Consider the following 21,703-nt stretch of genomic DNA (forward strand, 5'->3'; position numbering starts at 1 on the left):
ACGGAAAACGGCCCGGAAAACATGTGTTTTCCGGCTCCAGTCGAAAGGGACCACCTAAATCTGTGCGCTGGGGCGGGCCTTGATTGCTTCGTACCAGGCCTGGGTTGCGCTGTTGCCCTCGGGCACGCGCATCTTGATCACCCGGGCAAAGTCCACGAACACGAATGTCGAGATGTCGGCCAGCGTGAAATGATCACAGGCCACGAACGGGCTTTCGCTCAATCGATCTTCAAGTACATCAAAGAACTGCGCTACCCGCGCGATCCCGCGCTGCGCCAGTTCGGGGATCTGGGCATGGTTGGCGGGGCCCGGGATGGCACGGTCCTTGAACGCCGGATGCCCGTTGCGCAGCGCCTCGGCGACAGGCGCGCCGCCCTGCTGTTCGGCGATGGCGTTCCACATCATCACCAGACCCTTTTCATCGGGCGTGCGCCCCATCAGCGGCGGTTCCGGAAAGCGCGCCTCAAGATAGGCGGCGATACCCAGATTCTCGGTCAAAACCGTGCCCTCGTCGGTCACCAGCACCGGGATCGTCGCGCGCGGGTTCACCGCCCGAAAAGCCGGTTGCAACTGTTCGCCCGCCGCGATCGAGATATCGCGACTTTCGATCTCCAGCCCCTTCTCGGCGATGAACATGCGGGCGCGGCGCGGATTGGGCGCGGTGGAACAGTCGTAAAACAGCATGACGGGATCCTCTGGTGCAGCATGCACCAAGCTTAGGCATCAACCGCGCCGCGCGCCTAGCCGTTCGCGGGCGTGACCCTGCGGCACATCACCCGGACGTCATCCGCGCTGATAGATGAAACACCGCCCCTCAACCGCGCCGGGGGGCAGCGGCAGCTCCACGAGACCATCGAAATACATCCGGTCGCTCGACACCATCAGCCCGCCTTGCGCCAGGTGCGGTTCGATCAGAGGCGAGATCATGCGGGCGAAACGATCGTTCTTTTCCCGGTTGTGACCGCCCAGATCGGCATGGATCAGGCTGGCCGTGGCGCCGAAGCGTTCCAGCGTGGCGGGCAGGGTCTCGCGGATATCGCCCAGGACCAGCGCGGCCTCGGGCGGTGTCGAATCGGGGTGCGAGGCCACCGCGCGTTCGAACACGTAGATATCGCGCCCCCGCACATGTTGGCGCAGGTGGTGATAGGTGCGCCCGTTGCCCAGACCAAGTTCGTAGACCGGACCGGGCAATTCGGCGGTCAATGCGATGGCATGGTCGAGACAGGCCCGTTGCGACACCATCCGGTCGATGAACAGGTCGAGGCGGCTCTGCTCTGGTTGGCTCATGATCTGATATTCCCTTGTCCGCGCGGCGCCGTTCCGGGTGCCGCTTTTGCTCCTCATGCCAAATTCCGCCCCGCTTTGACAGCCATCAGACCGGCAATATCGCGATTTCCCGGCCATCTTTGCGAAATTGAGGTTTGACGAACCGGCGCCCGGCGCGCGAAAGTGCAGGCAAAACAATAAAGACCGTTGGGGGTATTGATAGCGTCATGTCGTTTTCTGGCCAGTCGGGTGGGACACCTGAATGACCCCTTTATTGTCTGTCGAAAACCTCAGCATCGGCTTTGGTCGCGACGAACCCGTGGTGCGGGACGTCAGTTTCGAGGTGATGCCCGGGCAGACTTTGGCGCTGGTAGGTGAATCCGGCTCGGGCAAGACAATCACCTGCCGGGCCGCGTTGCGCATCCTGCCCAAAGCGGCACAAATCCGCTCCGGCCGGATCACGCTGAACGGCGAGGATGGGCCGCTCGCCCTGAACCAGCTTGGCGAGCGGCAGATGCGGTCGATCCGCGGCAACCGCATCTCGATGATCTTCCAGGAGCCGATGCGCTCTCTCTCGCCGCTGCACCGGATCGGCAATCAGGTCAGTGAGGTGCTCTGGCTGCATCGCGGCGCCAGTGAGCGGCAGGCGCGCAAGGCGGTACTGGAACAGTTCGAAAGGGTGGGGTTTCCCGATCCCGAACGCGCCTACAACTCCTATCCGTTCGAATTGTCGGGGGGCATGCGGCAGCGGGCGATGATCGCCATGGCAATGGTGGCCAAACCCGACCTGCTGATCGCGGATGAACCGACCACGGCACTGGATGTGACCACCCAGGCGCAGGTTCTTGGGCTTATCAAGGAGTTGCAGCGCGAAATCGGCATGGCGCTGATCCTGGTTACCCATGATCTGGGCGTGGTGGCCAACATGGCCGAACAGGTGGTTGTCATGCACAAGGGCCGGGTGATGGAAAGCGGCTCTGCCTCCGCCATGCTCAAGGACCCGGCACATCCCTATACACGGCAACTGTTCGATGCCGCGCCCGAGATTCCGGATGTTCAGGCCGTTGGCCTGCCGATGCCGCAGGACGATCTGATCCTCGAGATGAAGGATGTGTCCAAGACCTATACCATGCGCTCTGGCCGGGGCTGGCAGGCCGATAAGCTGATCCACGCGTGCCGGGGCGTCGACTTCCGCTTGGCCCGCGGCAAGACGCTGGCGATCGTGGGTGAAAGCGGCTCAGGCAAGACCACCGCGGCGCGTATCGCGCTGGGCGCCGAACCGCCCGATCCCGGCGGCGAAGTACTGTTCCGCGCCAACCCAGAAGCCGCGCCGCTGACGGTGCATGACATGAGCCGCGCCCAGCGTACCGCGTTCCAGCGTCAGGCGCAGATGGTGTTCCAGGACCCCTACAGCTCGCTCAGCCCGCGCATGCGCATCCAGGACGCGATGACCGAACCACTGGAGATCCACCGGATCGGCACCCGCGCCGAGCAACGCGACAAGGCCGCCGAGGCGCTCGAACGGGTGGGGCTGAACGCCGACATGCTCAAACGCTATCCGCATGCCTTTTCCGGCGGCCAGCGCCAGCGCCTGTCAGTCGCACGCGCGCTGATGCTCGACCCGGCGATGATCGTCTGCGACGAGCCGACCTCGGCGCTGGACGTGTCGGTACAGGACCAGATCCTGACCCTGCTGGAAGAGTTGCAGGAGGGGCTGGGACTCTCTTACCTCTTCATCAGCCACGATCTGGCAGTCGTGGCGCGTATCGCCGACGAGGTGGCGGTGATGCGTCAGGGGCTGGTGGTCGAACAGGCCCCGCCCGAGACATTGTTCCACAATCCCCAACACCCCTATACCAAGGCGCTGATCGCCGCCCAGCCGGAACCCGATATCGACCGGCCGATCAATCTGAAGCTTGTGGCCCTGGGCGCCGGTGCGCCAGACAGCTGGGCCGAGGCCTTTCGTTTCACCGACTCCGTGATACCCTCGCTGGTGGAAATGGAGCCAGGACACAAGGTACGCTGCCATGTTTGAATTGCCCCGACGCACTTTTGCGCTTGCCCTGACCATGGTTCTGGCCGGGGCATTACCGTTGCGCGCTGAAACCGTGCCGACATTACAGGAATCGATCTTTTGGGGGGCCGAGGTGAAATCCGGCGACCTGCCACCCATTGACCAACGCATTCCAGAAGAACCGTTGATCGTCGATCTCGGGGCCAAGGGGCGTGAATTCGGCACACCGGGCGGGGTGATGCGCACCATGATCACCCGTTCCAAGGATATCCGCCAGATGGTCGTCTATGGCTATGCCCGGCTGGTCGGCTATGACGAGAAATACGAACTGGTCCCCGATCTGCTGAAATCCTATGAGGCCGAAGAGGATCGCCGCTTTACCCTGCACCTGCGCAAGGGGCACAAATGGTCGGACGGCGCGCCCTTTACCTCGGCCGATTTCGAATACTGGTGGAAGGATGTGGCCAACAATCCGCTGCTCAGCCCCGCCGGTCCTCCCGATTTCCTGCTGATCGAAGGCCAGCCGCCCCGGGTCAGCTTTCCCGATGCCACCACGGTGGTCTTTGAGTGGGACAAACCCAACCCCAATTTCCTGCAATCGCTGGCGCAGGCGCGTCCGCCCTTCATCTATCGCCCTGCGCATTTCCTGAAACAGTTCCATCAGGATTATGCCGATGCTGCGTCGCTGGCCGCGGCAGTCGAGGAAAACCGGGTCAAGAGCTGGGCGGCGCTGCACAACAAGCTGGACAACATGTACCAGTTCGACAATGCCCAGCTGCCGACCCTGCAACCCTGGATCAATGCCAGCGAAGGCAAGAAGATCCGCCACAATTTCGTGCGCAATCCTTTCTATCACCGGATCGACACGCGCGGGGTGCAGTTGCCCTATATCGACATCGTCGAGATGGAGATCGTGGCGCCCGGCCTTGTCGCGGCCAAGTCGAACGCGGGCGAGGTCGATCTTCAGGGGCGCGGGCTCGACTTTCGTGATGCCTCGATCCTGAAGAAGGGCGAGGCCGATGGCGGCTACAAGACCTATCTTTGGCAAACCGGCGTTGCCTCGCAGATCGCGATCTATCCCAACCTCAACCATAATGATGACGGCTGGCGGGCGGTGCTGCGCGATGCCCGTTTGCGCCGGGCGCTGTCGCTGGCGATCGACCGCGACGCGATCAACCGGGCGCTTTATTTCAAGCTGGCCAAGCCCGGTGCCATGGCGGTGCTGCCGGCCTCGCCCTTCTTCAAGCAGGAGCACCGCGACGCCTGGGCGGCCTATGACGTGGCGCAGGCCAACGCGCTGCTGGACGAGATCGGGCTGGACAAGCGCGATGGCTCGGGCATCCGCCTGCTGCCCGATGGCCGCCCGATGGAACTGGTGATCGAAACGGCGGGCGAGCGGCAGGAGGTCGAGAACGCACTTCAGATCATCACCGACACCTGGCGCGAGATCGGGGTCAAGCTGGTCATGCGCCCGCTGGATCGCGACATCCTGCGCAACCGGGTCTTTGCCGGCACCACCATGGCCTCGGTCTGGTTCGGCTGGGACAACGGCCTGCCTCAGGCCTATACCTCGCCGGCCTATCTGGCGCCCACCGATCAGGTGTTTCTGGCCTGGCCGAAATGGGGGCAGTATTATCAGACCGCCGGCCAGGCGGGTGAGGCGCCCGACCTGCCCGAGGCGCAGCGGCTGATGGAACTGCTGCACGATTGGGAAAGCGCCGCCAACGATCAGGCGCGCGCTGCCGCCTGGAGCGAGATGCTGGCCATCCATGCCGACCAGATCTATGGCATTGGCCTTTTGGCCGAGGCGCCGCAGCCCATCGTGGTCTCGGCCCGGATGCGCAACGTGCCGAAAAAGGGCATGTGGGCGTGGGATCCGGGGGCGCATTTCGGTGTGCACCGGATGGACGAATTCTTTATTCAAGACTGACGGATCGGCGGAATGGCAATCCTGCGCTACGCATTTTACCGGTTCGGAACCATGCTGATGACCCTGCTTGTGGTCTCGGTGCTGGTCTTTGCCATCATCAACCTGCCGCCGGGCGATTACCTGTCCAACCAGATCGCCGAACTCAAGGCCTCGGGCCAGTCCGCTGGCGTGGCCAAGGCCGAGTTCCTGCGCAAGGAATACGCGCTCGACCGGCCGATCTGGGAACAATACATGATCTGGATGGGCTTCATGCCCGGCCCGCACGGGTTTTCCGGCCTGATCCAGGGCAATTTCGGCTGGTCGTTTGAATTCGACCGGCCCGTTTCCGAGATCGTCGGCGACAGCCTTTGGCTGACCGTGCTGGTGAACATGGCGGCCATCGTGTTCGTCTATGCCACGGCCCTGCCCTTGGGCGTGATCGCGGCGGCCAAGGCGCGGACCTGGGCCGACTATACCTCGGCCTTTGTCGGCTATCTGGGACTGGCGACGCCGAACTTTCTGCTGGCGCTGATCCTGTATTATTACGGGCGCAAATATCTGGATATCCCCATCGGCGGTCTGATGGACCCGGCCTTTGAGGGGCAGCCGATGAGCTGGGCCAAGATCCAGTCGGTGCTGGTGCATCTGATCGTGCCGACCATCGTGATCGGCACCGCCGGCGCCTCGGCGATGATGCAGCGCCTGCGTGCCAACATGCTGGACGAACTGGGCAAACCCTATGTGGAAACCGCCATCGCCAAGGGCATGGCGCCCAGCCGGATGCTGGCCAAATACCCGCTGCGCGTGGCGTTCAACCCGTTTGTGGCCGATATCGGCAACCTGCTACCCTCGATGGTGTCGGGCTCGGTTCTGGTCTCGGTGGTGATGGGGCTGCAAACCATCGGTCCGACCCTGCTGACCGCGCTCAAGAGCCAGGACATGTTCCTGTCGGGCTTCGTACTGATGTTCGTGGCGCTGCTGACGCTGATCGGGACAATGATTTCCGATATCCTGCTGGTCATGCTCGACCCGCGCATTCGATACGAGGGGCGCGACGCATGACCCAACTTCCCGACGGACGCTATGTCGACGACGCCCCCTATGATCCGCAACAGTCGATCCAACAGCTGGAGCGGCGCGATCTGGACGCGCCCAACTGGCTGTTGGTCTGGCGCAAGTTCCGTACCCACAAGCTGGGTCTGATCTCGGGCATCTTCCTGCTGCTGAGTTATCTGCTGCTGCCCTTCATGGGGTTCATCGCGCCCTACTCGCCCAATTTCCGCAATGCCGATCACCTCTATGCCCCGCCACAGGCGGTACGCTGGGTGCATGAGGGCGAGTTTCTCGGCCCGTTCATCTATCCGATCACCGCCGAGGCTGATCTGGAAACCTTTCAGTGGACCTTTGTCCCCGATACCGAGAACCCGCAGCGGATCCGGTTCTTTTGCGAAGGGGACAGTTACAAACTGGCCGGGCTGATCGAGAGCGACACACATCTGTTCTGCGCACCCGAGGGGGCGACGCTGTTCCTGTGGGGCTCGGACCGGTTGGGCCGCGACGTGTTCAGCCGCATCCTCTATGGCGCACAGCTGTCACTCACCGTGGGCCTGATCGGCATCTCGGTGTCCTTCGTGCTGGGTATCTTCTTTGGCTCGCTGGCGGGCTATCTGGGCGGCAAGACCGATTGGGTGATCAACCGGGTGATCGAGATCCTGCGCTCGCTGCCGGAACTGCCGCTTTGGCTGGCATTGTCGGCGGCGGTGCCGTCGAACTGGTCGCCGGTGGCGGTGTTCTTCATCATCTCGGTGATCCTTGGGATCCTCGACTGGCCCGGGCTGGCGCGTTCGGTGCGGGCCAAGTTCCTGTCACTGCGCGAAGAGGAATATGTGCGCGCCGCCGAGATGATGGGCGCGGGCAAGGGTCGGGTGATCCGAAAACACCTGCTGCCCAATTTCATGTCGCACCTGATCGCCAGCGCCACGCTGTCGATCCCGGCGATGATCCTGGGCGAGACCGCGCTCAGCTTTCTGGGGCTTGGCCTGCGGGCGCCCGCGGTCAGCTGGGGGGTGATGCTGAACGACGCACAGAACCTGGCCAGCATCGAGCTTTATCCCTGGACCGCGATCCCGATGCTGCCCATCGTGGTGGTGGTGCTGGCCTTCAACTTCCTGGGCGATGGCCTGCGCGACAGCCTCGACCCCTATAGCTGAGCAACAGGCAGGCGGGACCCGAGATTTTTCGTCGAAAAATCTCCATACCCGCGGACCAAGATTTTCCTCGAAAAATCTTGGTCTCCCCCTTACCGGTCGTCATCCATCATGTCGTCCAGCACATCCTCGTCGATGGCGGCCTGAACCGCGCCCGTAACCGCTTCGCGTTGCTGCGGTGTCATGTTGGCGGCCTCCTGGCCGTCGGCCAGACGCACGGTGACTTCGCGATGGGCGAACTTGATGCCTTCGCGGGCAAAAAGCTCACGTATGTCCTGATAAACCCGCTTGCGCACCAGCCATTGATCGCCCGGTTTGGTCATGAACTTGACCCGGATGATCATCGCCGAATCCTGCATCTCGATCACGCCCTGGCTTTTCAGCGGCTGGATGAAATTATCCCCGATCACCGGATCGCTGAGCAGTTCCTGCCCCAGTTTCTTGATCAATTTGCGCACCTTTTCCACGTCGGTGTCATAGGTCACCCGCAAGGGCAGCTTCATGATCACCCAATCGCGCGAGAAGTTGGTCAGCACCTTGATCTCGCCAAAGGGGATCGTGTGCAGCGCGCCCAGATGGTGGCGCAGCTGGAACGAGCGCACCGAGATCTTCTCGACCGTCCCTTTCACATCGCCGATGTCGATATACTCTCCCTTGCGAAACGCGTCATCGAGCAGGAAGAACGCACCCGAAAAGATGTCGCGCACCAGCGTTTGCGAGCCGAAGCCCACCGCCAGGCCAACCACGCCAGCACCGGCAAAGAGCGGGCTGACATTTATCCCAACCTCCATCAGCGCGATCAGCACGATCGAGACGACCACAACGGCCAGGATCGCACCCCGAAACAGCGGCAGCAGCGTTGCCAGGCGGCTGGCGCTGGTACCGCCGCCCTCGTCGCCCAGCTCTCCCTCGGGCACATCCACCGTCTCTTCGGCAATCTTGCTGTCGATCCAGATCCGGAAAAAGTGAAAGACGATGTAACCAAGGAAGATGATCACCATCACGTCCAGCGCCCGGTCGAGCGGCAGTTCGCCGGTCCAGTCCATCCCCGGATTCCAGATCAGGACCAGCGCATAGGTACCCACCACAAAGGCCAGAATGCCCGCGACACGGCGGGCCAGGTCCTCGTAGGTCGCGATGTGGAGCCGCTGCGCGCCCGCTCCTGCCATCGGGTGATTTTCCGCCGCTTCGGCCTCGGCCAGGGCCGCGTTCAGTTCCTTTACCTGCCGGGTGCGATCGAAGTAGCGTTCAAGCAGGTAATTCATCGCGCCATAGGCCACCACGACCGACACGAAGATGCCATAGGTACCGGCCATGAGCGGGATATGAAGCGGCCTCTCCAAGACCAGGTCAAAGGCCAGCTGGAGCCAGCCGAAAGCCATGTAGAACACGACCACAGGCGCCCAGGCGACCGAAACCAGCCGGAGCAACCACGAAACCTCTTCCTTGGTCCGCCCGCCACGAATGGCGTTCGAGATCGCGCGCCCGTTGAACAGCACCATCAGCACGTTGCCCAGGGCGCCGATCCCGGTCAGTACGCCATAGACCATCGCGTAGACATTGTAGTTCAGGCCGAAATCCGCGACCCAGGTCGAAAACAGCTCGCTGGAGATATCGTAGGTCGCCAGCACAGAGGCCCAGAGATACAGCCGCTTGGCGTCGCGATCCGAAAAGGGCGGCAGCCGGTACTGGCTGAGATAGGGCGACAAAACCATCCGCCACAGGTCCGAGGCGGTCCGGGCAAGGAAGAAGGCGGTAAAGATGGCGGTGACGGTGAACTGGATCGACAGATCCTGCATCCTGCCAAAGACCAGAAAGCCGATGATAAAGGCAAAGACCATGGCGAACAGCGTCGCCCCTACCCCCATCACGAAGCGGAACACCAGGAACGGCATCTTCTCGCGATAGCCGCGCGGTGCCTCGCGGATCCGCGACACCACGTGTTTGCGCGCGATGCGCTTGCCGTAGATCTCGATCGACATCCAGCGCCCGATCAGCAGCAGCACGAGGTTGATCGCCAGCACCTCGACATAGGTCGCAATCCGCCCGTCAGGACTGGTCTGGCGCAGGATGTACTGCACCTCGAAGATGGAATAGGGCAGCGCCTCGAACCGCGAGCGCAGCGCGCCGACGAAATCGGCGACCTTTTCCTGCGCCTTCATCAGTTGCGACGCCTCGCCCATCGGATCGACGGGCGCGGTTCCCTCCGCCGCCGGGTCGGTGCCGGTTGCGGCGACCCGGCCGGCGCTGTCGATCACGATGACCGAAGCGCCCGCCTCGGACGCGGCGCGAATGGCCTCGGCAAGGTCCCCGCCCGTGACCTCTTCCGAGCTACCGCCGATCCCGGGATAAAGCGACACCTGCGCCGCCAATGGGAGCGACAGGCAGAGGATCAGGCCAAAACAGGCGAGGAAGAGGCGAAAGACTGCGATCATCAAGAGAACCTGTGGGGGTGTTGCGCTTCGGGGCAGCGTATCGAAGCAACGAAGTGCATTCAAATGGCAAGTGTCGTCCGACGCGAAGCGACTGCCCCGGCGGCACCGCAGAATCGTGTTTCCAAGGCGGCGGGATTTGACTAGTACGGTGCTGCCTGCGGGCCAGGATACCGGATGGCGGCAAAGGGTTGTTCTGCCCGGCCGCACGACGAAACACGCAAGATCGGGAACGCAAGCCATGTCGCGCCAAACGGATCAGGACCGGATCGCCGTGCTTGGGCTGGGCTATGTCGGCCTGCCGCTGACGCTGGGTCTGGCGCGGGCCGGTTTCCAGACGCTGGGCTTTGACACCGATGCCGGGCATATCAGCGCGCTGGGCCGTGGCCATGACCGCAACGGCGAGGTTTCGGAACGCTCGTTGCGCGAGACGCGGGCGCGGTTTTCCTGCGATCCGGCCGATCTGGCAGCCTGCACCGTCTATATCATCGGTGTGCCCACCCCGATCAACGACGCCAAGACGCCCGATCTGGAACCGCTCAAGGGCGCCTGCCGGATGATTGCGCCGCATCTGGCACCGGGTGACATGGTGATCGTGGAAAGCACGGTCTATCCCGGCGTGACCGAAGAGATCTGTGGCCCGGTTCTGGCCGAGGGCAGCGGGCTGGAACTCTATTCCCAGATCAAGCTGGCCTATTCGCCCGAGCGGGTGAACCCCGGCGATGCCGAACACTCGATGGAGAATGTGGTCAAGATCGTTTCGGCCCAGGATGCCGAGACGCTGGACCGCGTCGCCGCCATCTATACCCCGGTGGTCAGGGCCGGTGTGCACCGGGCCAGCTCGATCCGCACCGCCGAGGCGGCCAAGGTGATCGAGAATACCCAGCGCGACCTGAACATCGCCCTGGTCAACGAATTCTCGCTGATCTTCTCGCGGTTGGGCCTCGACACGCTCGAAGTGCTGGAGGCCGCCGGGACCAAATGGAACTTCCTGCCCTTCAAGCCCGGTCTGGTGGGCGGTCACTGTATCGGGGTCGACCCCTATTACCTGACCTATCGGGCCGAGCAGAGCGGCTATCACCCCGAGGTGATCCTGGCGGGACGACGTATCAACGACAACATGGGCCGCCATGTGGCGCAGCAGCTGATCAAGGCACTGATCGCGCGCCGTATCGACCCGGGCCGGGCGCGGGTGCTGGTGATGGGCTTTACCTTCAAGGAGAACTGCGCCGACATCCGCAACACGCGGGTGGCCGACATCCTGTCGGAACTGGCTGAGTTTTCTGTTGCGACCGAGGTCTACGATCCCTGGGTTGACCCCGAGGCGATGACCCGTGAATATGGTGTCACTCCGGTTTCGGAACCGCAGACGGGTGTCTATGACGCGATTGTTGTTGCGGTGGCGCATCGGCAGTTTGTCGAGTTGGGGGCTGCGTCCATTCGGACCTTTGGCCTGCCGGGTGCAGTCCTCTATGATATCAAGGGCATTTTCTCCAAATCCGACGCGGATCTAAGGCTATAGACGGCAGCGATGCAGGGCGAGAGCAGGACAGTCGAAACCAGCCGCGCAGCGCGGGTAATGCTGTACAGCCACGATACGTTCGGGCTGGGACATCTTCGGCGCAGCCGCGCGCTGGCAGCGGCAATCACTCAGGCTGACCCATCAGCCTCGGCGCTGATCCTGACCGGGTCTCCGGTGGCAGGGCGTTTCACCTTTCCGCGCCGGGTAGACCATGTGCGCCTGCCTGGCGTCACCAAGCGCGCCGATGGGTCTTATGCCTCGCAGACGCTGGGGATGGGCATCGACGAGGTAACCGATCTGCGCAGCGGCCTGATCCGCGGCGCGGCCGAGCGCTATGACCCCGATATCCTGATTGTCGACAAGGAACCGACCGGTTTTCGTGGCGAACTGCTGCCGACGCTCGACTGCCTGCAACGGCGCGGGCGCGCCCGGCTGGTGCTGGGGTTGCGCGACGTGTTGGACGAGCCCGAGGTGCTGGCCGCCGAATGGGCCCGCAAGGGCGCGGTGGCGGCAACGGAACGGTTCTATGACGAGATCTGGGTTTACGGGCTGCGCTCGGTCTATGATCCGACTGCGGGCCTGCCCCTCAGCCCCGAGGCGCAGGCGCGCATGTACTGGACCGGCTATCTGCGCCGAGATCTGGGTCCGGTGAGCGCGCCGCCGGAACAGCCCTATGTGCTGATCACCCCCGGCGGCGGCGGCGATGGCGAGGCGATGGTCAGCCTCGTCCTGTCCGCCTATGAACAGGACCCCACCCTGTCGCCGCGCGCGGTTCTGGTCTATGGCCCCTTCCTGTCGGGCGACACCCGAGCGGAATTCGAGCGGCGTGTGGCCGCGCTGAACGGGCGGGTGACGGCGGTCGGTTTCGAAAGCCAGATCGAGACACTCTTTGCCGGTGCCGCCGGCGTTGTCTGCATGGGCGGCTACAACACGTTCTGCGAGGTTCTCTCGTTCGACCAGCGCGCGGTGATCGTACCGCGTACCGTACCGCGTCTGGAACAGTGGATCCGCGCCAGCCGGGCCGAGGAACTGGGCCTGGTGCGGATGCTCGAGGAAAGCCGCGACGGCCTGACCCCCGAAACGATGATCAACGCCATCCGCAACCTGCCGAACCAGCCGCTGCCCAGTCAGGCCATCGGCGAGGGGTTGCTGGACGGGCTTGACCATGTCACCCGCCGTGTCCGCGCACTGCTGAGCAAGACCAGCCACCAGGCGGCGGAATGACCTCAGAAGCGCCGAAACTGGCCGTGGTGGTCAAAGGCTGGCCGCGCCTGTCCGAAACATTCATCGCGCAGGAACTGGTGGCGCTGGAAGAGGCGGGCCATGATTTCGACATCTGGTCGTTGCGCCATCCGACCGACGTGAAACGCCACCCCCTGCACGAGCGGCTGCGCGCGCGGGTGCGCTATCTGCCGGAATATCTGTGGCAGGAACCGGAACGGGTCTGGCGCGCGCGCGCTGCGGCGCAGGCCCTGCCCGGCTACGCCGAGGCCTATCGGGTCTGGCGCGCCGATCTGGCCCGGGACCGCACGCCGAACCGTATCCGCCGGTTCGGACAGGCCTGTGTGATGGCGGCCGAACTGCCCGCCTCGACCCAAGGGCTTTATGCGCATTTCCTGCACACACCCGCCTCGGTCGCGCGTTATGCCGCGATCATGCGCGGCCTGCCGTGGAGCTTTTCGGCCCATGCCAAGGATATCTGGACCTCACCCGATTGGGAAAAAGCCGAGAAACTGAGCGGCGCCAGCCACGGCGCGGCCTTTGGGGCCACCTGCACGGGCGTCGGCGCCGCGCATCTGCGCGGCTTGGCCGATGATCCCGGTCGGGTCGATCTGGTCTATCACGGGCTTGACCTGGCCCGCTTTCCCGATCCGCCCGCGCGCAGCCCGCGCGCAGCGCGTGCCCCGCTGGCCATGTTGTCGGTCGGGCGGCTGGTGGAAAAGAAGGGCTTTGACCGGCTGATCGCCGCCTTTGGCCAGTTGCCGCCCGATCTGGACTGGCACTGGACCCATATCGGCGGGGGCGGCGACTGTGCCGCCCTGGCGACTCAGGCCGAGGCGCTGGGGATCGCAGAGCGCATCACCTGGCGCGGCGCCTGCGACCAGCCCGAGGTCATCGCCGCCATGCGCGCCGCCGACCTGTTTGTCCTGCCCAGCCGGATCGCCGCCGATGGCGACCGCGACGGCCTGCCCAATGTACTGATGGAGGCGGCCTCTCAATTGCTGCCGATCCTGTCTACCCCGGTTTCAGCAATCCCCGAATTCATCACCGACGGCACCCATGGCACCCTGTCGGACGACGCGCCCGAGGCGCTGGCCCGCGCCATAACCACACTGGCCGCCGACCCTGACCGCGCCGCCCGCATGGCCGCAGCCGCGCGCCTGCGCCTGCTGTCCGAATTCACCATGGCCCCGGGCATCGCCCATCTGTCCAACCGGCTGACTGCCCTCTGCGCCGGGGGCTGAGCATGGCCCGCATCGCCTTTTACGCGCCGATGAAATCGCCCGACAGCCCGGTGCCCTCGGGCGATCGCGAACTGGCGCGCAGCCTGCGGGCGATGATCGCCGGGCGCGGCCTGCCGGTCGATCTGGTCTCGGAGTTCAAGAGCCTCGACAAGCAGGGCGATGCCGGGGCGCAGACCCGATTGCGCGCGGGTGCGACAGCAGAGGTTCAGCGGCTGATCCGCGACCTGCCCGACGATTGCGCCCTGTGGGTGACCTATCACAACTATTACAAGGCGCCGGACCTGATCGGCCCCGCCGTCTGTGCCGCCCGCACCATCCCCTATGTGCAGATCGAAAGCACCCGCGCCACCAGCCGCCTGACCGGCCCCTGGGCCGGGTTTGCGCAGGCGGCGCATGATGCCTGCGATGCGGCGCGGGTGATCTTCTACCTTACCGCCAATGACCTGATCACGCTCAAGCGGGAACGGGTCGGCACTCAGGCGCTGGTCGAATTGCCGCCCTTTCTGCCCGACGACACCCTGCCGCCACGCGCGGCATGCGACGGCCCGATGCTGAGCGCCGGCATGATGCGGCCCGGCGACAAGCTTGCCTCGTACCGGGTGATTGCCGAGACACTGGCGCATCTGGGCGGCGACTGGCAGCTCGATATCGCGGGCGATGGCCCGGCCCGGGCCGAGGTCGCGGCGTTGATGGCGCCCTTTGGCGCGCGGGTGCGGTTTCTGGGCCAGCTTGACCGGGCCGGATTGCAGGTTGCCTATGGCCGCTCTTCGCTGTTCTTCTGGCCCGGCGTGAACGAGGCCTTTGGCATGGTCTATCTCGAGGCACAGGCCGCCGGCCTTCCGGTGGTAGCGCAGGACAGGCCCGGCGTGCGCGACGTGCTGCTGCCCGGCCCCGCCTATCCCGCGCCCGAGGCCGGCCCCGAGGCACTGGCCAGGATGATCGACCAGTTGCGCGCCGATCCCGCCCTGCGCCAGCGGATCGGTGCGCAGGCCCGCGACCGTATTGCCACCCGGCATCTGCCCGCCGCGGCAGCGCGGGTGTTCTGGAACGCGGTGACACCGCTGATGGAGACCGCCCGATGAGACGCCTCGCCCTTCTCCGCCATGGTCACACCGGTTGGAACCGCGCCGGTCGCATCCAGGGCCGCAGCGACATCCCGCTGGATGACGCCGCGCGGCACGATCTGGGCGCGCTGGCCCTGCCCGCGCCCTGGGATCGCGCGACGCTCTGGTCCAGCCCGCTCTCGCGGGCGGTGGAAACCGCCGAACTGGTGGCCGGTCACGCACCCCGCACCGCGCCTGCGCTGACCGAGATGAACTGGGGCGACTGGGAGGGGCGGCGCGGGCAAGACCTGCTCGACACGCCCGGCAGCGGCTATCGGCATATCGAGGACTGGGGCTGGGATTTCCGCCCGCCCGCAGGCGAAAGCCCGGCAGAGGTCTGGGCCCGGATCGAACCCTGGCTGGCCGGGCTGACCGGCGACAGCGTCGCGGTCTGCCATATCGGCATCATGCGGGTCATTCTGGCCCGCGCCCATGGCTGGAATTTCGACGGCATCCCGCCCTTCAAGGTCAAGCGCAACCGGCTTTTCGTCGTCTCGCTCGACCCGCTGGCGCCGCTGGGCGAGCCGGTGCGCCTGATCCCGCGTGAGGCCCGCCCATGAGGGTGATGATCGTCGTCACCCATCTGCTGGGCACCGGTCATCTGAGCCGGGCGCTGACACTGGGCCGCGCCTTTGCCACCACCGGTCATCAGGTGCGGCTGGTCTCGGGCGGGATGCCCGCCCCACAGCTCGACCCGGCGGGGCTGGATCTCGTGCAACTGCCCGCGCTCCGCTCGGACGGGGTGGATTTCGCCCGCCTTCTGACCGAAACCGGGGCCGAGGCCGATGCGGAGTTTCACAACGCGCGGCAAGCGGCGCTGCTGGAGGCACTCACCGCCTTTGCCCCCGATGTGCTGATCACCGAGCTTTATCCCTTTGGCCGCCGCAGCTTGCGGGAGGAGTTCCGCGCGCTGCTGGCTGCCGCGCGGGCGCTACCGCATCCGCCGCTGGTGTTGAGTTCGATCCGCGACATCCTTGCCCCACCCTCGAAACCGGCCAAGGCCGAAGCAACCGATCGGGTGATCGCCGGGGCCTATGACGCGGTGCTGGTGCATTCCGATCCTCGTGTCACGCGGTTGGAGGCCAGTTGGCCGGTCAGCGCCGCGCTGGTCGGCAAGCTGCGCTACACCGGCTATGTGGCGCCGCCCCCCGCCGAACCGCACCCGGAGCGCACCGGGGCGGGAGAGATCCTGGTCAGCGCCGGGGGCGGCGCCGTCGGCGGGCCGCTGTTCCGGGTGGCGCTGGAGGCCGCGCGCCGGATGCCCGACCAACGCTGGCGGCTGCTGGTAGGGGGTACGCAGACTGGCGCCGAGGTGGCCGCATTGCAAGCGCAGGCTGGCGATACCCCGATCACGGTGGAACCCGCGCGCCCCGATTTCCGCGCCATGCTGAGCCATGCCGCGGCCTCGGTCAGCATGTGCGGCTACAATACCGCGCTGGACCTGCTGCAAGCTGGCACCCCGGCCGTGCTGATCCCCTTTGACGCGGGCAAGGAGGTCGAACAGGGCCTGCGCGCCCAAGCCCTGACCGCCCTGCCCGGCTTTGCCACGGTGACCAGCGCCGAGCTGACCCCCGAAACCCTGGTCCGGGCCTTGCGTCAGGTGATGACCGATCCGCGCCGCGAAACGTCCGCCTTGCGCTTTGATGGCGCGGCCGAGGCGGTACGGATCGTCGAGAAGATGGAGGCGGCACGATGACCCCGGACTGGACCCCGCTCGATGCCGAACTGGCGCTATGGGCAGCGGAGGGGCTGACCCTGCCGCTCTGGTGGCGTGACGATGACGCGGTGACCACGACACCACAGCTGGATCAGTTGACCGCGCTGGCCGAGGATCTGGATCTGCCGGTGCATCTGGCGGTGATCCCCGCCGGGGCCGAAACCGCGCTCGCTGACCATGTCGCGGCGCATCCGCATCTGGTCCCGGTCGTGCATGGCTGGGCGCATCAGAACCATGCCCCCGCGACCGAGAAGAAGGCCGAGTTTCGCGCCCACCGCCCACTGCCCGAGATCCTGGCCGAGGCCGGGCAAGGCAAGGCGCGGTTGCAGGCGCTGTTCGGCGCCGCGCTGCGCCCGATGTTCGTGCCACCCTGGAACCGGATCACACCCGAGGTCGCCTCCGGCCTGCCCGCCCTGGGGTTCCGGGCACTCTCTACCGCCACGCCGCGCCGCAACCCGATGGCCGCGCCGGGGCTGGCGCAGGTCAACACCCATCTCGACCCGATCGACTGGCGCGGCAGCCGAGGCCTGATGTCGCCACAGAACCTGATCGCCCAGACCGCCACGCTGCTGGCGGATCGGCGCGAGGGTCGCGCCGATGCCACCGAGCCCTTTGGCATCCTGACCCACCATCTGGTGCATGACGATGAAATCTGGCAATTCACCCGGGCGCTGCTGACGCGGCTCTTGGCCGGACCGTCACAGCCCTGGACCATGCCCCCCGAGGAGATCCAACAATGAGCCGACTGGATTCGATGCTGCGCCGCCTGACCGCTCAGCGAGACGGGCTGAACTGGGCCGCCCAGCAGATTGCCGACATGCCCGGTGAGGTGCTCGACATGGGTCTGGGCAACGGGCGCACCTATGACCACCTGCGAGAGATCCTGCCCGACCGGCGCATCCGGGTGATGGACCGGGTGCTTCAATGCCACCCCTCGTGCACCCCGCCCGAAGCGGATTTCCTGATGGGCGAGGCGGAACCTATGCTGGAACGTCTGGCCGCCGAGGGCGCCCCGATCGTTCTGGCCCATTACGATTTCGGTATGGGTATCAAGGCCGATGACGTGGCCGAGGCCGCGCGTCTCAGCCCATTGATCGCCCGCGTCATGGTACCCGGCGGCCTGATCATCTCGGGTCAGCCGCTGGTCGGGTTCACAGCCATCGCCGCCCCCGACAGCATCCCGCCCGAACGCTACCTGTTCTACCGCGCCTGAGGCGGATCAGACCACGTAGGTAATGGTGAAGAGGAGCAACAGAAGTGCGGGCACCAGCGACAGACCCAACGCCCACTTCATCCCCCGCCCGGTGATGGCCAGGATCAGCGCCGGAATGACAAAGATTGCCGTCGTTCCCATGCCGATGGTCAGAAAGCCCAACGCCATCCCCCGCCCCGCCGCGTCACCCCCGGCTTTGACGGTCTCGACCCAGTTCCAGCCGAAGAACAGAGCATAAGCAAGGCAAATGGCGAAAACGGCGACACGCATACGGAACAGATTACTGCGTGCCCCCGTCCCTGCCAAGCCACGCAAGACCGTTCGCGACGATCAAGGTGCAGGCGTTTCCCTGGGACGATATCCCGCAAGGGTTTCGGGCCGTTTTCTTTGCGAGAAAACGTTTTGCCTTCGCCCGAAGTGTTCTTCAGCCGAGCCAAGAAACGCAAGCCAGAACGGTTCACTGCACGTTGAAGTCGCGAGGATAGGTGCGCTCTGCGATGTCGATCCTGGCAAACTCGGCTTCGCAGGCGGCTAGAAAGGCTGCTTCGGCATCCGTCTGACGACGCACTGGATTGGTGATCAGATAGATTTTCACCATCGGCAATTCATCATACGGCGGCAGTTGCCGGATGTGCCCACAATCCACATCCTGCTGGGCCACATGCAACGGCAGGGCGCCTATTCCGATGTTCGCCATGATCATCCGGCGAATCTCGTTCAGGCTGGAGGAAACGCCACGCCAGCTATTGGCCAATCCTGCCCGGGCCCGAAGATGGGAAACAGCCTCTAGCGGGCCACCTTCTGCCTCGGTCTGAAACGCAACAAACGGCTCGCCCTCCATCTGCCTTGGGTCGATAGACTCGGCATTGAACAGGGGGTGGCGCGCGCCGCAATACAAGCCGAAAAACTCTCGGTACAGGACGAGGGTGTTCAGGTTCTGTGGAATCTTCGACAAAAGGCAGATCCCGAAACTGGCCCGGTTCTTTGCGATCATCATCTCCACATCCCCACTTTCATTCACCGAAAAGGAGTAGGTGACATGCGGGTGCGCCTGAGAAAACTTGTTCAGGAAATCATCGAAATGGTCAGAAATCACTGAACTGGTGATGGCAATGGACAGATGCCCGCGCAACTCGGCCTTGTCGGCATCGAGAAGCGAAGGGAGCTGAGAGATAGAACCGAAGATTTTGGCACACTCAGCATAGAGCGCCTGACCTGACCTAGTGATAGTGAATTCGTGCGGCTTGCGGATGATAAGCTGCTTGCCGGTTGAGTGCTCCAACCGCTTAAGCGCGGCGGAAACCGTTGGTTGCTTCAACCCCAGAAAGTCAGCTGCCTTGGATATCCCGCGCTGCTCAACCACGACCATGAAGGTGCGCAGCAGGTTCCAGTCGAGGTTCCAAGGAAAGCGTTGCTGTCGGGCGATACTCATAGATTTCATCTATATTGAAGCTAGTATATATTTATTTGCACGATGGTGATCGTCATGCAACTCTTTGCTTGAACCGGCCAACCCGCCGCTTTCGCTCGGGCAACGAACCCGGCGTGACCGACAACAGGGAGAAAGAAATGACTGTTCGCCGCACTATCCTGAAATCCACTCTGGCCGCCGCTGGCTTGGCACTCTTCGGTATATCCGCCGTCGCTGCGGATGAGCTCGACGCGTTGAAGGAAAAAGGGGTAATCCGGATAGCGATGTCCGGCGCCTATCCTCCGTTCAACTTCGTCAACGACGAAAACAAGGTTGTCGGATTCGACCCCGCAATCGGCACCGAAATCGCAAAGCGTATGGGTATGGAGGCGGAAATCGTCACCACTGCCTGGGATGGCATCATCGGAGGGCTCCTTGCCAATAAATACGACGCAATCGTCGGCTCGATGACGATCACGGCCGAACGTGACGAAGTTGTTGATTTCGTCGGCCCCTACTATTCGGACAAGCGCGCGATCTTCACGAAGCCGGGCTCGGGCATCGCCAGCCTCGCGGATTTGGAGGGCAAGAAAGTTGGTCTGACATTGGGCGAAACCCACGAGGACTGGGCCCGCGAGAAAGGCTATGACATCAACACCTACAAAGGTCTGCCGGAACTGCTTCTCGAGCTGGAAAACGGACGCGTCGATGCAATCGTCAACGACTCGATCGCGGCCATTCTGGCGATGACCGAAAAGGGGCAGGAATTCGAAATGTTCGCTGACCCGACCACCGAGCCATTTGGCGCCGGCATTGCCATTCGTCAAGGCAACCCCAAACTGGCAGCAGAAATGCAAAAGGCGCTGGATTCGATCATGGAAGACGGCACCTACCTTGCGCTAGCCGAGGAATGGATCGGAGCCGATATCCGCTAAGCGACTTCCTCCTGCCGCCCCGTTCAACGGCAGGAGAACCGCTGGGCCAATCCACTGGTTGGTCGACCTTTCTTCGCAGGTCTGCGCGCGGCTCGCGCCCCTGTTTCGGATCTGTCCTACTCTTGGCGGGGCCAACCACGCATCGCCGACAGCGATTAGACAAAGGGTGAGTCATGGATTTCGACCTGATGTTGAAGGTTTACCCGTTTTTCCTTGAGGCGGCATTGACCACCATCGTCCTCTCGGTCCTTACCGCAATCCTGGGCCTGTTTTGTGGAGCGCTGGGGGCCGCTGCACGCTTGTCACGCTTTGCCCTGCTGCGTTTTGCCGGCGCGGCCTATGTCAGCCTGTTCCGGGGCACACCTGCGCTGCTCCAACTGTTCATCTTGTACTTTGGTGGCCCACAGATCGGGATCCAGCTGGATGCCTTCGAAGCTGGCGTGATCGGGCTCGGCATCAATGCCGGAGCCTATATGACCGAGACGATCCGCGGATCGATCATTTCCATCGACAAGGGTCAGCGCGAGGCCGCCCGCACTCTTGGACTGAGCCGCTGGCAAGCCACTTACAAGGTGATCCTACCACAAGCCGCGCGTCTGATGGTTCGCCCACTTGGCGTGAACCTGAACATGCTGGTCAAGGCCACAGCCCTGGTGGCTGCTATCTCGGTGGTTGAGCTGACCTACACGGCGCAGCGCTATATTGGCTCGACCTACAAGCCATTCGAAATGTTCCTGCTCGCAGGGGTTCTCTACATGATCATCATCTACGCGGTAGGTCGGGGCGTGGCCTGGCTGGACCGCAAGGTACAGATCACCTGATCAGGAAGGGCAGATAGATGGGTCTCGATTTTACAATTATTCCCAAATACATGGACATCATCCTGCTCGGCGTGGCCTGGACCATCGGGATCACGGTGTCGGCGGCATTGCTGAGTTTCATCGGCGGCATTCTCTTTGCCGTGATCGCGCTTTATGCGCCGTGGATCATCCGCCAGCCCTTTCGCCTGGTCGAAGGGGTGTTTATGGGTACACCGCTGCTGTTGCAGCTATTCCTGATCTATTTCGGATTGGTGCAGATCGGCATCGACCTGCCTGCTTTCGTCGCCGGGATCATAGGACTGGGGCTGCATTTCGCCGTCTACAACTCGGAATTGATCCAGACCGCCATTCTGGCAGTGGACAAGGGCCAGATGGAAGCTGCCCGCACTCTTGGCCTGAGCCGTAGTCAGGCGCTGCGCAAGGTGGTCATCCCCCAGGCGATCCGTGATGTGATCCCGCCTATCGGAAACAACATGATCGCCCTGCTGAAGGACAGTGCACTGGTCTCGGTGATCGGGGTGAGCGAGCTGACCCTGTCTGCCCAGAGGGTAATCGGCAAGACCTATCGTCCGTTCGAATTCTACATCCTCGCGGCGGCCCTCTACTACATCATCAACCTAGGCATGGAATGGGTACAGCGCCGTATCGAACGCCGCATCTCCGTCTCCCGCTGATTTGAAGAGGTCCC

At 63.8% G+C, this 21,703-nt stretch carries 20 protein-coding genes; 15 read left to right on the forward strand and 5 right to left on the reverse strand.

The window, feature by feature from the left end; all coding sequences use genetic code 11:
* Positions 1-54: 54 nt before the first annotated feature.
* Both MB818_RS04000 and MB818_RS04005 read right to left on the reverse strand, forming a co-directional pair.
* The gene (locus tag MB818_RS04000; RefSeq protein WP_238904076.1) at positions 55-684 is read right to left on the reverse strand and encodes a glutathione S-transferase family protein; all 630 of its coding nucleotides are present in this window, start codon (positions 682-684) and stop codon (positions 55-57) included.
* Between the two features lie 99 nt (positions 685-783).
* Positions 784-1,287, reverse strand: coding sequence for a class I SAM-dependent methyltransferase (locus MB818_RS04005; RefSeq protein ID WP_234137406.1), 504 nt, complete (start codon positions 1,285-1,287; stop codon positions 784-786).
* A gap of 241 nt (positions 1,288-1,528) precedes the next feature.
* Here MB818_RS04005 and MB818_RS04010 point away from each other — a divergent pair, with 241 nt between their 5' ends.
* From MB818_RS04010 to MB818_RS04025, 4 genes are read left to right on the forward strand one after another with little or no spacing between them, the layout of a single operon-like run.
* Positions 1,529-3,301: an ABC transporter ATP-binding protein gene (locus tag MB818_RS04010; RefSeq protein WP_234137405.1), complete on the forward strand. Its 1,773-nt coding sequence runs from the start codon at positions 1,529-1,531 to the stop codon at positions 3,299-3,301.
* Entirely contained in the window at positions 3,294-5,210 is a 1,917-nt protein-coding gene (locus tag MB818_RS04015) for an ABC transporter substrate-binding protein (protein ID WP_439653272.1), read from the forward strand. The genes MB818_RS04010 and MB818_RS04015 overlap by 8 nt, the downstream gene beginning before the upstream one ends.
* Positions 5,211-5,222: 12 nt before the next feature.
* A complete protein-coding gene (locus MB818_RS04020) occupies positions 5,223-6,251 on the forward strand; it encodes an ABC transporter permease (protein WP_234137404.1) in 1,029 nt (342 codons plus the stop codon).
* Entirely contained in the window at positions 6,248-7,399 is a 1,152-nt protein-coding gene (locus MB818_RS04025; protein ID WP_234142794.1) for an ABC transporter permease, read from the forward strand. Before MB818_RS04020 ends, MB818_RS04025 begins: the two co-directional genes overlap by 4 nt.
* Positions 7,400-7,488: 89 nt before the next feature.
* On the opposite strand, the gene MB818_RS04030 is transcribed toward MB818_RS04025, so the two are convergent.
* On the reverse strand, positions 7,489-9,831 hold the full coding sequence (locus MB818_RS04030; protein WP_234165715.1) for a mechanosensitive ion channel family protein: 2,343 nt from the start codon (positions 9,829-9,831) through the stop codon (positions 7,489-7,491).
* 238 nt (positions 9,832-10,069) lie between these two features.
* On the opposite strand from MB818_RS04030, the gene MB818_RS04035 reads away from it, so the two are divergent.
* Genes MB818_RS04035 through MB818_RS04070 form a run of 8 tightly spaced genes read left to right on the forward strand, consistent with a single transcriptional unit; the run spans position 10,070 to position 17,848 of the window.
* Positions 10,070-11,350, forward strand: a complete 1,281-nt coding sequence (locus tag MB818_RS04035; protein WP_234137401.1) for a nucleotide sugar dehydrogenase — start codon at positions 10,070-10,072, stop codon at positions 11,348-11,350.
* Positions 11,351-11,359: 9 nt separating this feature from the next.
* Positions 11,360-12,574: a glycosyltransferase family protein gene (locus tag MB818_RS04040; protein ID WP_234137400.1), complete on the forward strand. Its 1,215-nt coding sequence runs from the start codon at positions 11,360-11,362 to the stop codon at positions 12,572-12,574.
* Complete coding sequence (locus MB818_RS04045) at positions 12,571-13,815, forward strand: glycosyltransferase family 4 protein (protein ID WP_238904078.1); 1,245 nt, start codon at positions 12,571-12,573, stop codon at positions 13,813-13,815. Before MB818_RS04040 ends, MB818_RS04045 begins: the two co-directional genes overlap by 4 nt.
* Before the next feature lie 2 nt (positions 13,816-13,817).
* A complete protein-coding gene (locus MB818_RS04050; protein ID WP_234176434.1) occupies positions 13,818-14,897 on the forward strand; it encodes a glycosyltransferase family 4 protein in 1,080 nt (359 codons plus the stop codon).
* On the forward strand, positions 14,894-15,478 hold the full coding sequence (locus MB818_RS04055; RefSeq protein ID WP_234216046.1) for a histidine phosphatase family protein: 585 nt from the start codon (positions 14,894-14,896) through the stop codon (positions 15,476-15,478). Before MB818_RS04050 ends, MB818_RS04055 begins: the two co-directional genes overlap by 4 nt.
* Positions 15,475-16,614: a glycosyltransferase family protein gene (locus MB818_RS04060; protein WP_238904080.1), complete on the forward strand. Its 1,140-nt coding sequence runs from the start codon at positions 15,475-15,477 to the stop codon at positions 16,612-16,614. Before MB818_RS04055 ends, MB818_RS04060 begins: the two co-directional genes overlap by 4 nt.
* A complete protein-coding gene (locus MB818_RS04065) occupies positions 16,611-17,375 on the forward strand; it encodes a polysaccharide deacetylase family protein (RefSeq protein ID WP_238904082.1) in 765 nt (254 codons plus the stop codon). Before MB818_RS04060 ends, MB818_RS04065 begins: the two co-directional genes overlap by 4 nt.
* On the forward strand, positions 17,372-17,848 hold the full coding sequence (locus MB818_RS04070; protein ID WP_234137394.1) for a class I SAM-dependent methyltransferase: 477 nt from the start codon (positions 17,372-17,374) through the stop codon (positions 17,846-17,848). Before MB818_RS04065 ends, MB818_RS04070 begins: the two co-directional genes overlap by 4 nt.
* Positions 17,849-17,854: 6 nt before the next feature.
* Here the strand turns inward: MB818_RS04070 and MB818_RS04075 are convergent, their stop codons facing one another.
* Together MB818_RS04075 and MB818_RS04080 are read right to left on the reverse strand one after the other, a co-directional pair.
* Positions 17,855-18,118: a hypothetical protein gene (locus MB818_RS04075; RefSeq protein ID WP_234137393.1), complete on the reverse strand. Its 264-nt coding sequence runs from the start codon at positions 18,116-18,118 to the stop codon at positions 17,855-17,857.
* 187 nt (positions 18,119-18,305) lie between these two features.
* Entirely contained in the window at positions 18,306-19,289 is a 984-nt protein-coding gene (locus tag MB818_RS04080) for a LysR family transcriptional regulator (RefSeq protein WP_234176428.1), read from the reverse strand.
* Between the two features lie 59 nt (positions 19,290-19,348).
* Between MB818_RS04080 and MB818_RS04085 the strand changes: the two genes are divergently transcribed.
* The 3 genes from MB818_RS04085 (at position 19,349) to MB818_RS04095 (ending at position 21,689) form a co-directional block, all read left to right on the forward strand.
* Complete coding sequence (locus tag MB818_RS04085) at positions 19,349-20,194, forward strand: transporter substrate-binding domain-containing protein (RefSeq protein ID WP_234137391.1); 846 nt, start codon at positions 19,349-19,351, stop codon at positions 20,192-20,194.
* 173 nt (positions 20,195-20,367) lie between these two features.
* Positions 20,368-21,015 carry an amino acid ABC transporter permease gene (locus MB818_RS04090; RefSeq protein ID WP_234137390.1) on the forward strand — a complete coding sequence of 216 codons (648 nt, stop codon included), beginning with the start codon at positions 20,368-20,370 and terminating at the stop codon, positions 21,013-21,015.
* Between the two features lie 17 nt (positions 21,016-21,032).
* The gene (locus MB818_RS04095; protein WP_234137389.1) at positions 21,033-21,689 is read left to right on the forward strand and encodes an amino acid ABC transporter permease; all 657 of its coding nucleotides are present in this window, start codon (positions 21,033-21,035) and stop codon (positions 21,687-21,689) included.
* Positions 21,690-21,703 lie beyond the last annotated feature (14 nt).

This window comes from Ruegeria alba, assembly GCF_022321465.1.
GTDB classification, from domain to species: Bacteria; Pseudomonadota; Alphaproteobacteria; order Rhodobacterales; family Rhodobacteraceae; genus Ruegeria_B; species Ruegeria_B alba.

Excerpts from the sequence above, each read along its gene's own strand:
- MB818_RS04090 (WP_234137390.1), top strand. The coding sequence starts at position 20,368 with ATGGATTTCGACCTGATGTTGAAGGTTTACCCGTTTTTCCTTGAGGCG.
- MB818_RS04040 (WP_234137400.1), top strand. The coding sequence starts at position 11,360 with ATGCAGGGCGAGAGCAGGACAGTCGAAACCAGCCGCGCAGCGCGGGTA.
- MB818_RS04060 (WP_238904080.1), top strand. The coding sequence starts at position 15,475 with ATGAGGGTGATGATCGTCGTCACCCATCTGCTGGGCACCGGTCATCTG.
- MB818_RS04015 (WP_439653272.1), top strand. The coding sequence starts at position 3,294 with ATGTTTGAATTGCCCCGACGCACTTTTGCGCTTGCCCTGACCATGGTT.
- MB818_RS04050 (WP_234176434.1), top strand. The coding sequence starts at position 13,818 with ATGGCCCGCATCGCCTTTTACGCGCCGATGAAATCGCCCGACAGCCCG.
- MB818_RS04070 (WP_234137394.1), top strand. The coding sequence starts at position 17,372 with ATGAGCCGACTGGATTCGATGCTGCGCCGCCTGACCGCTCAGCGAGAC.
- MB818_RS04095 (WP_234137389.1), top strand. The coding sequence starts at position 21,033 with ATGGGTCTCGATTTTACAATTATTCCCAAATACATGGACATCATCCTG.
- MB818_RS04075 (WP_234137393.1), bottom strand. The coding sequence starts at position 18,118 with ATGCGTGTCGCCGTTTTCGCCATTTGCCTTGCTTATGCTCTGTTCTTC.
- MB818_RS04000 (WP_238904076.1), bottom strand. The coding sequence starts at position 684 with ATGCTGTTTTACGACTGTTCCACCGCGCCCAATCCGCGCCGCGCCCGC.
- MB818_RS04035 (WP_234137401.1), top strand. The coding sequence starts at position 10,070 with ATGTCGCGCCAAACGGATCAGGACCGGATCGCCGTGCTTGGGCTGGGC.
- MB818_RS04065 (WP_238904082.1), top strand. The coding sequence starts at position 16,611 with ATGACCCCGGACTGGACCCCGCTCGATGCCGAACTGGCGCTATGGGCA.
- MB818_RS04055 (WP_234216046.1), top strand. The coding sequence starts at position 14,894 with ATGAGACGCCTCGCCCTTCTCCGCCATGGTCACACCGGTTGGAACCGC.
- MB818_RS04010 (WP_234137405.1), top strand. The coding sequence starts at position 1,529 with ATGACCCCTTTATTGTCTGTCGAAAACCTCAGCATCGGCTTTGGTCGC.
- MB818_RS04020 (WP_234137404.1), top strand. The coding sequence starts at position 5,223 with ATGGCAATCCTGCGCTACGCATTTTACCGGTTCGGAACCATGCTGATG.
- MB818_RS04030 (WP_234165715.1), bottom strand. The coding sequence starts at position 9,831 with ATGATCGCAGTCTTTCGCCTCTTCCTCGCCTGTTTTGGCCTGATCCTC.
- MB818_RS04080 (WP_234176428.1), bottom strand. The coding sequence starts at position 19,289 with ATGAAATCTATGAGTATCGCCCGACAGCAACGCTTTCCTTGGAACCTC.
- MB818_RS04045 (WP_238904078.1), top strand. The coding sequence starts at position 12,571 with ATGACCTCAGAAGCGCCGAAACTGGCCGTGGTGGTCAAAGGCTGGCCG.
- MB818_RS04025 (WP_234142794.1), top strand. The coding sequence starts at position 6,248 with ATGACCCAACTTCCCGACGGACGCTATGTCGACGACGCCCCCTATGAT.
- MB818_RS04005 (WP_234137406.1), bottom strand. The coding sequence starts at position 1,287 with ATGAGCCAACCAGAGCAGAGCCGCCTCGACCTGTTCATCGACCGGATG.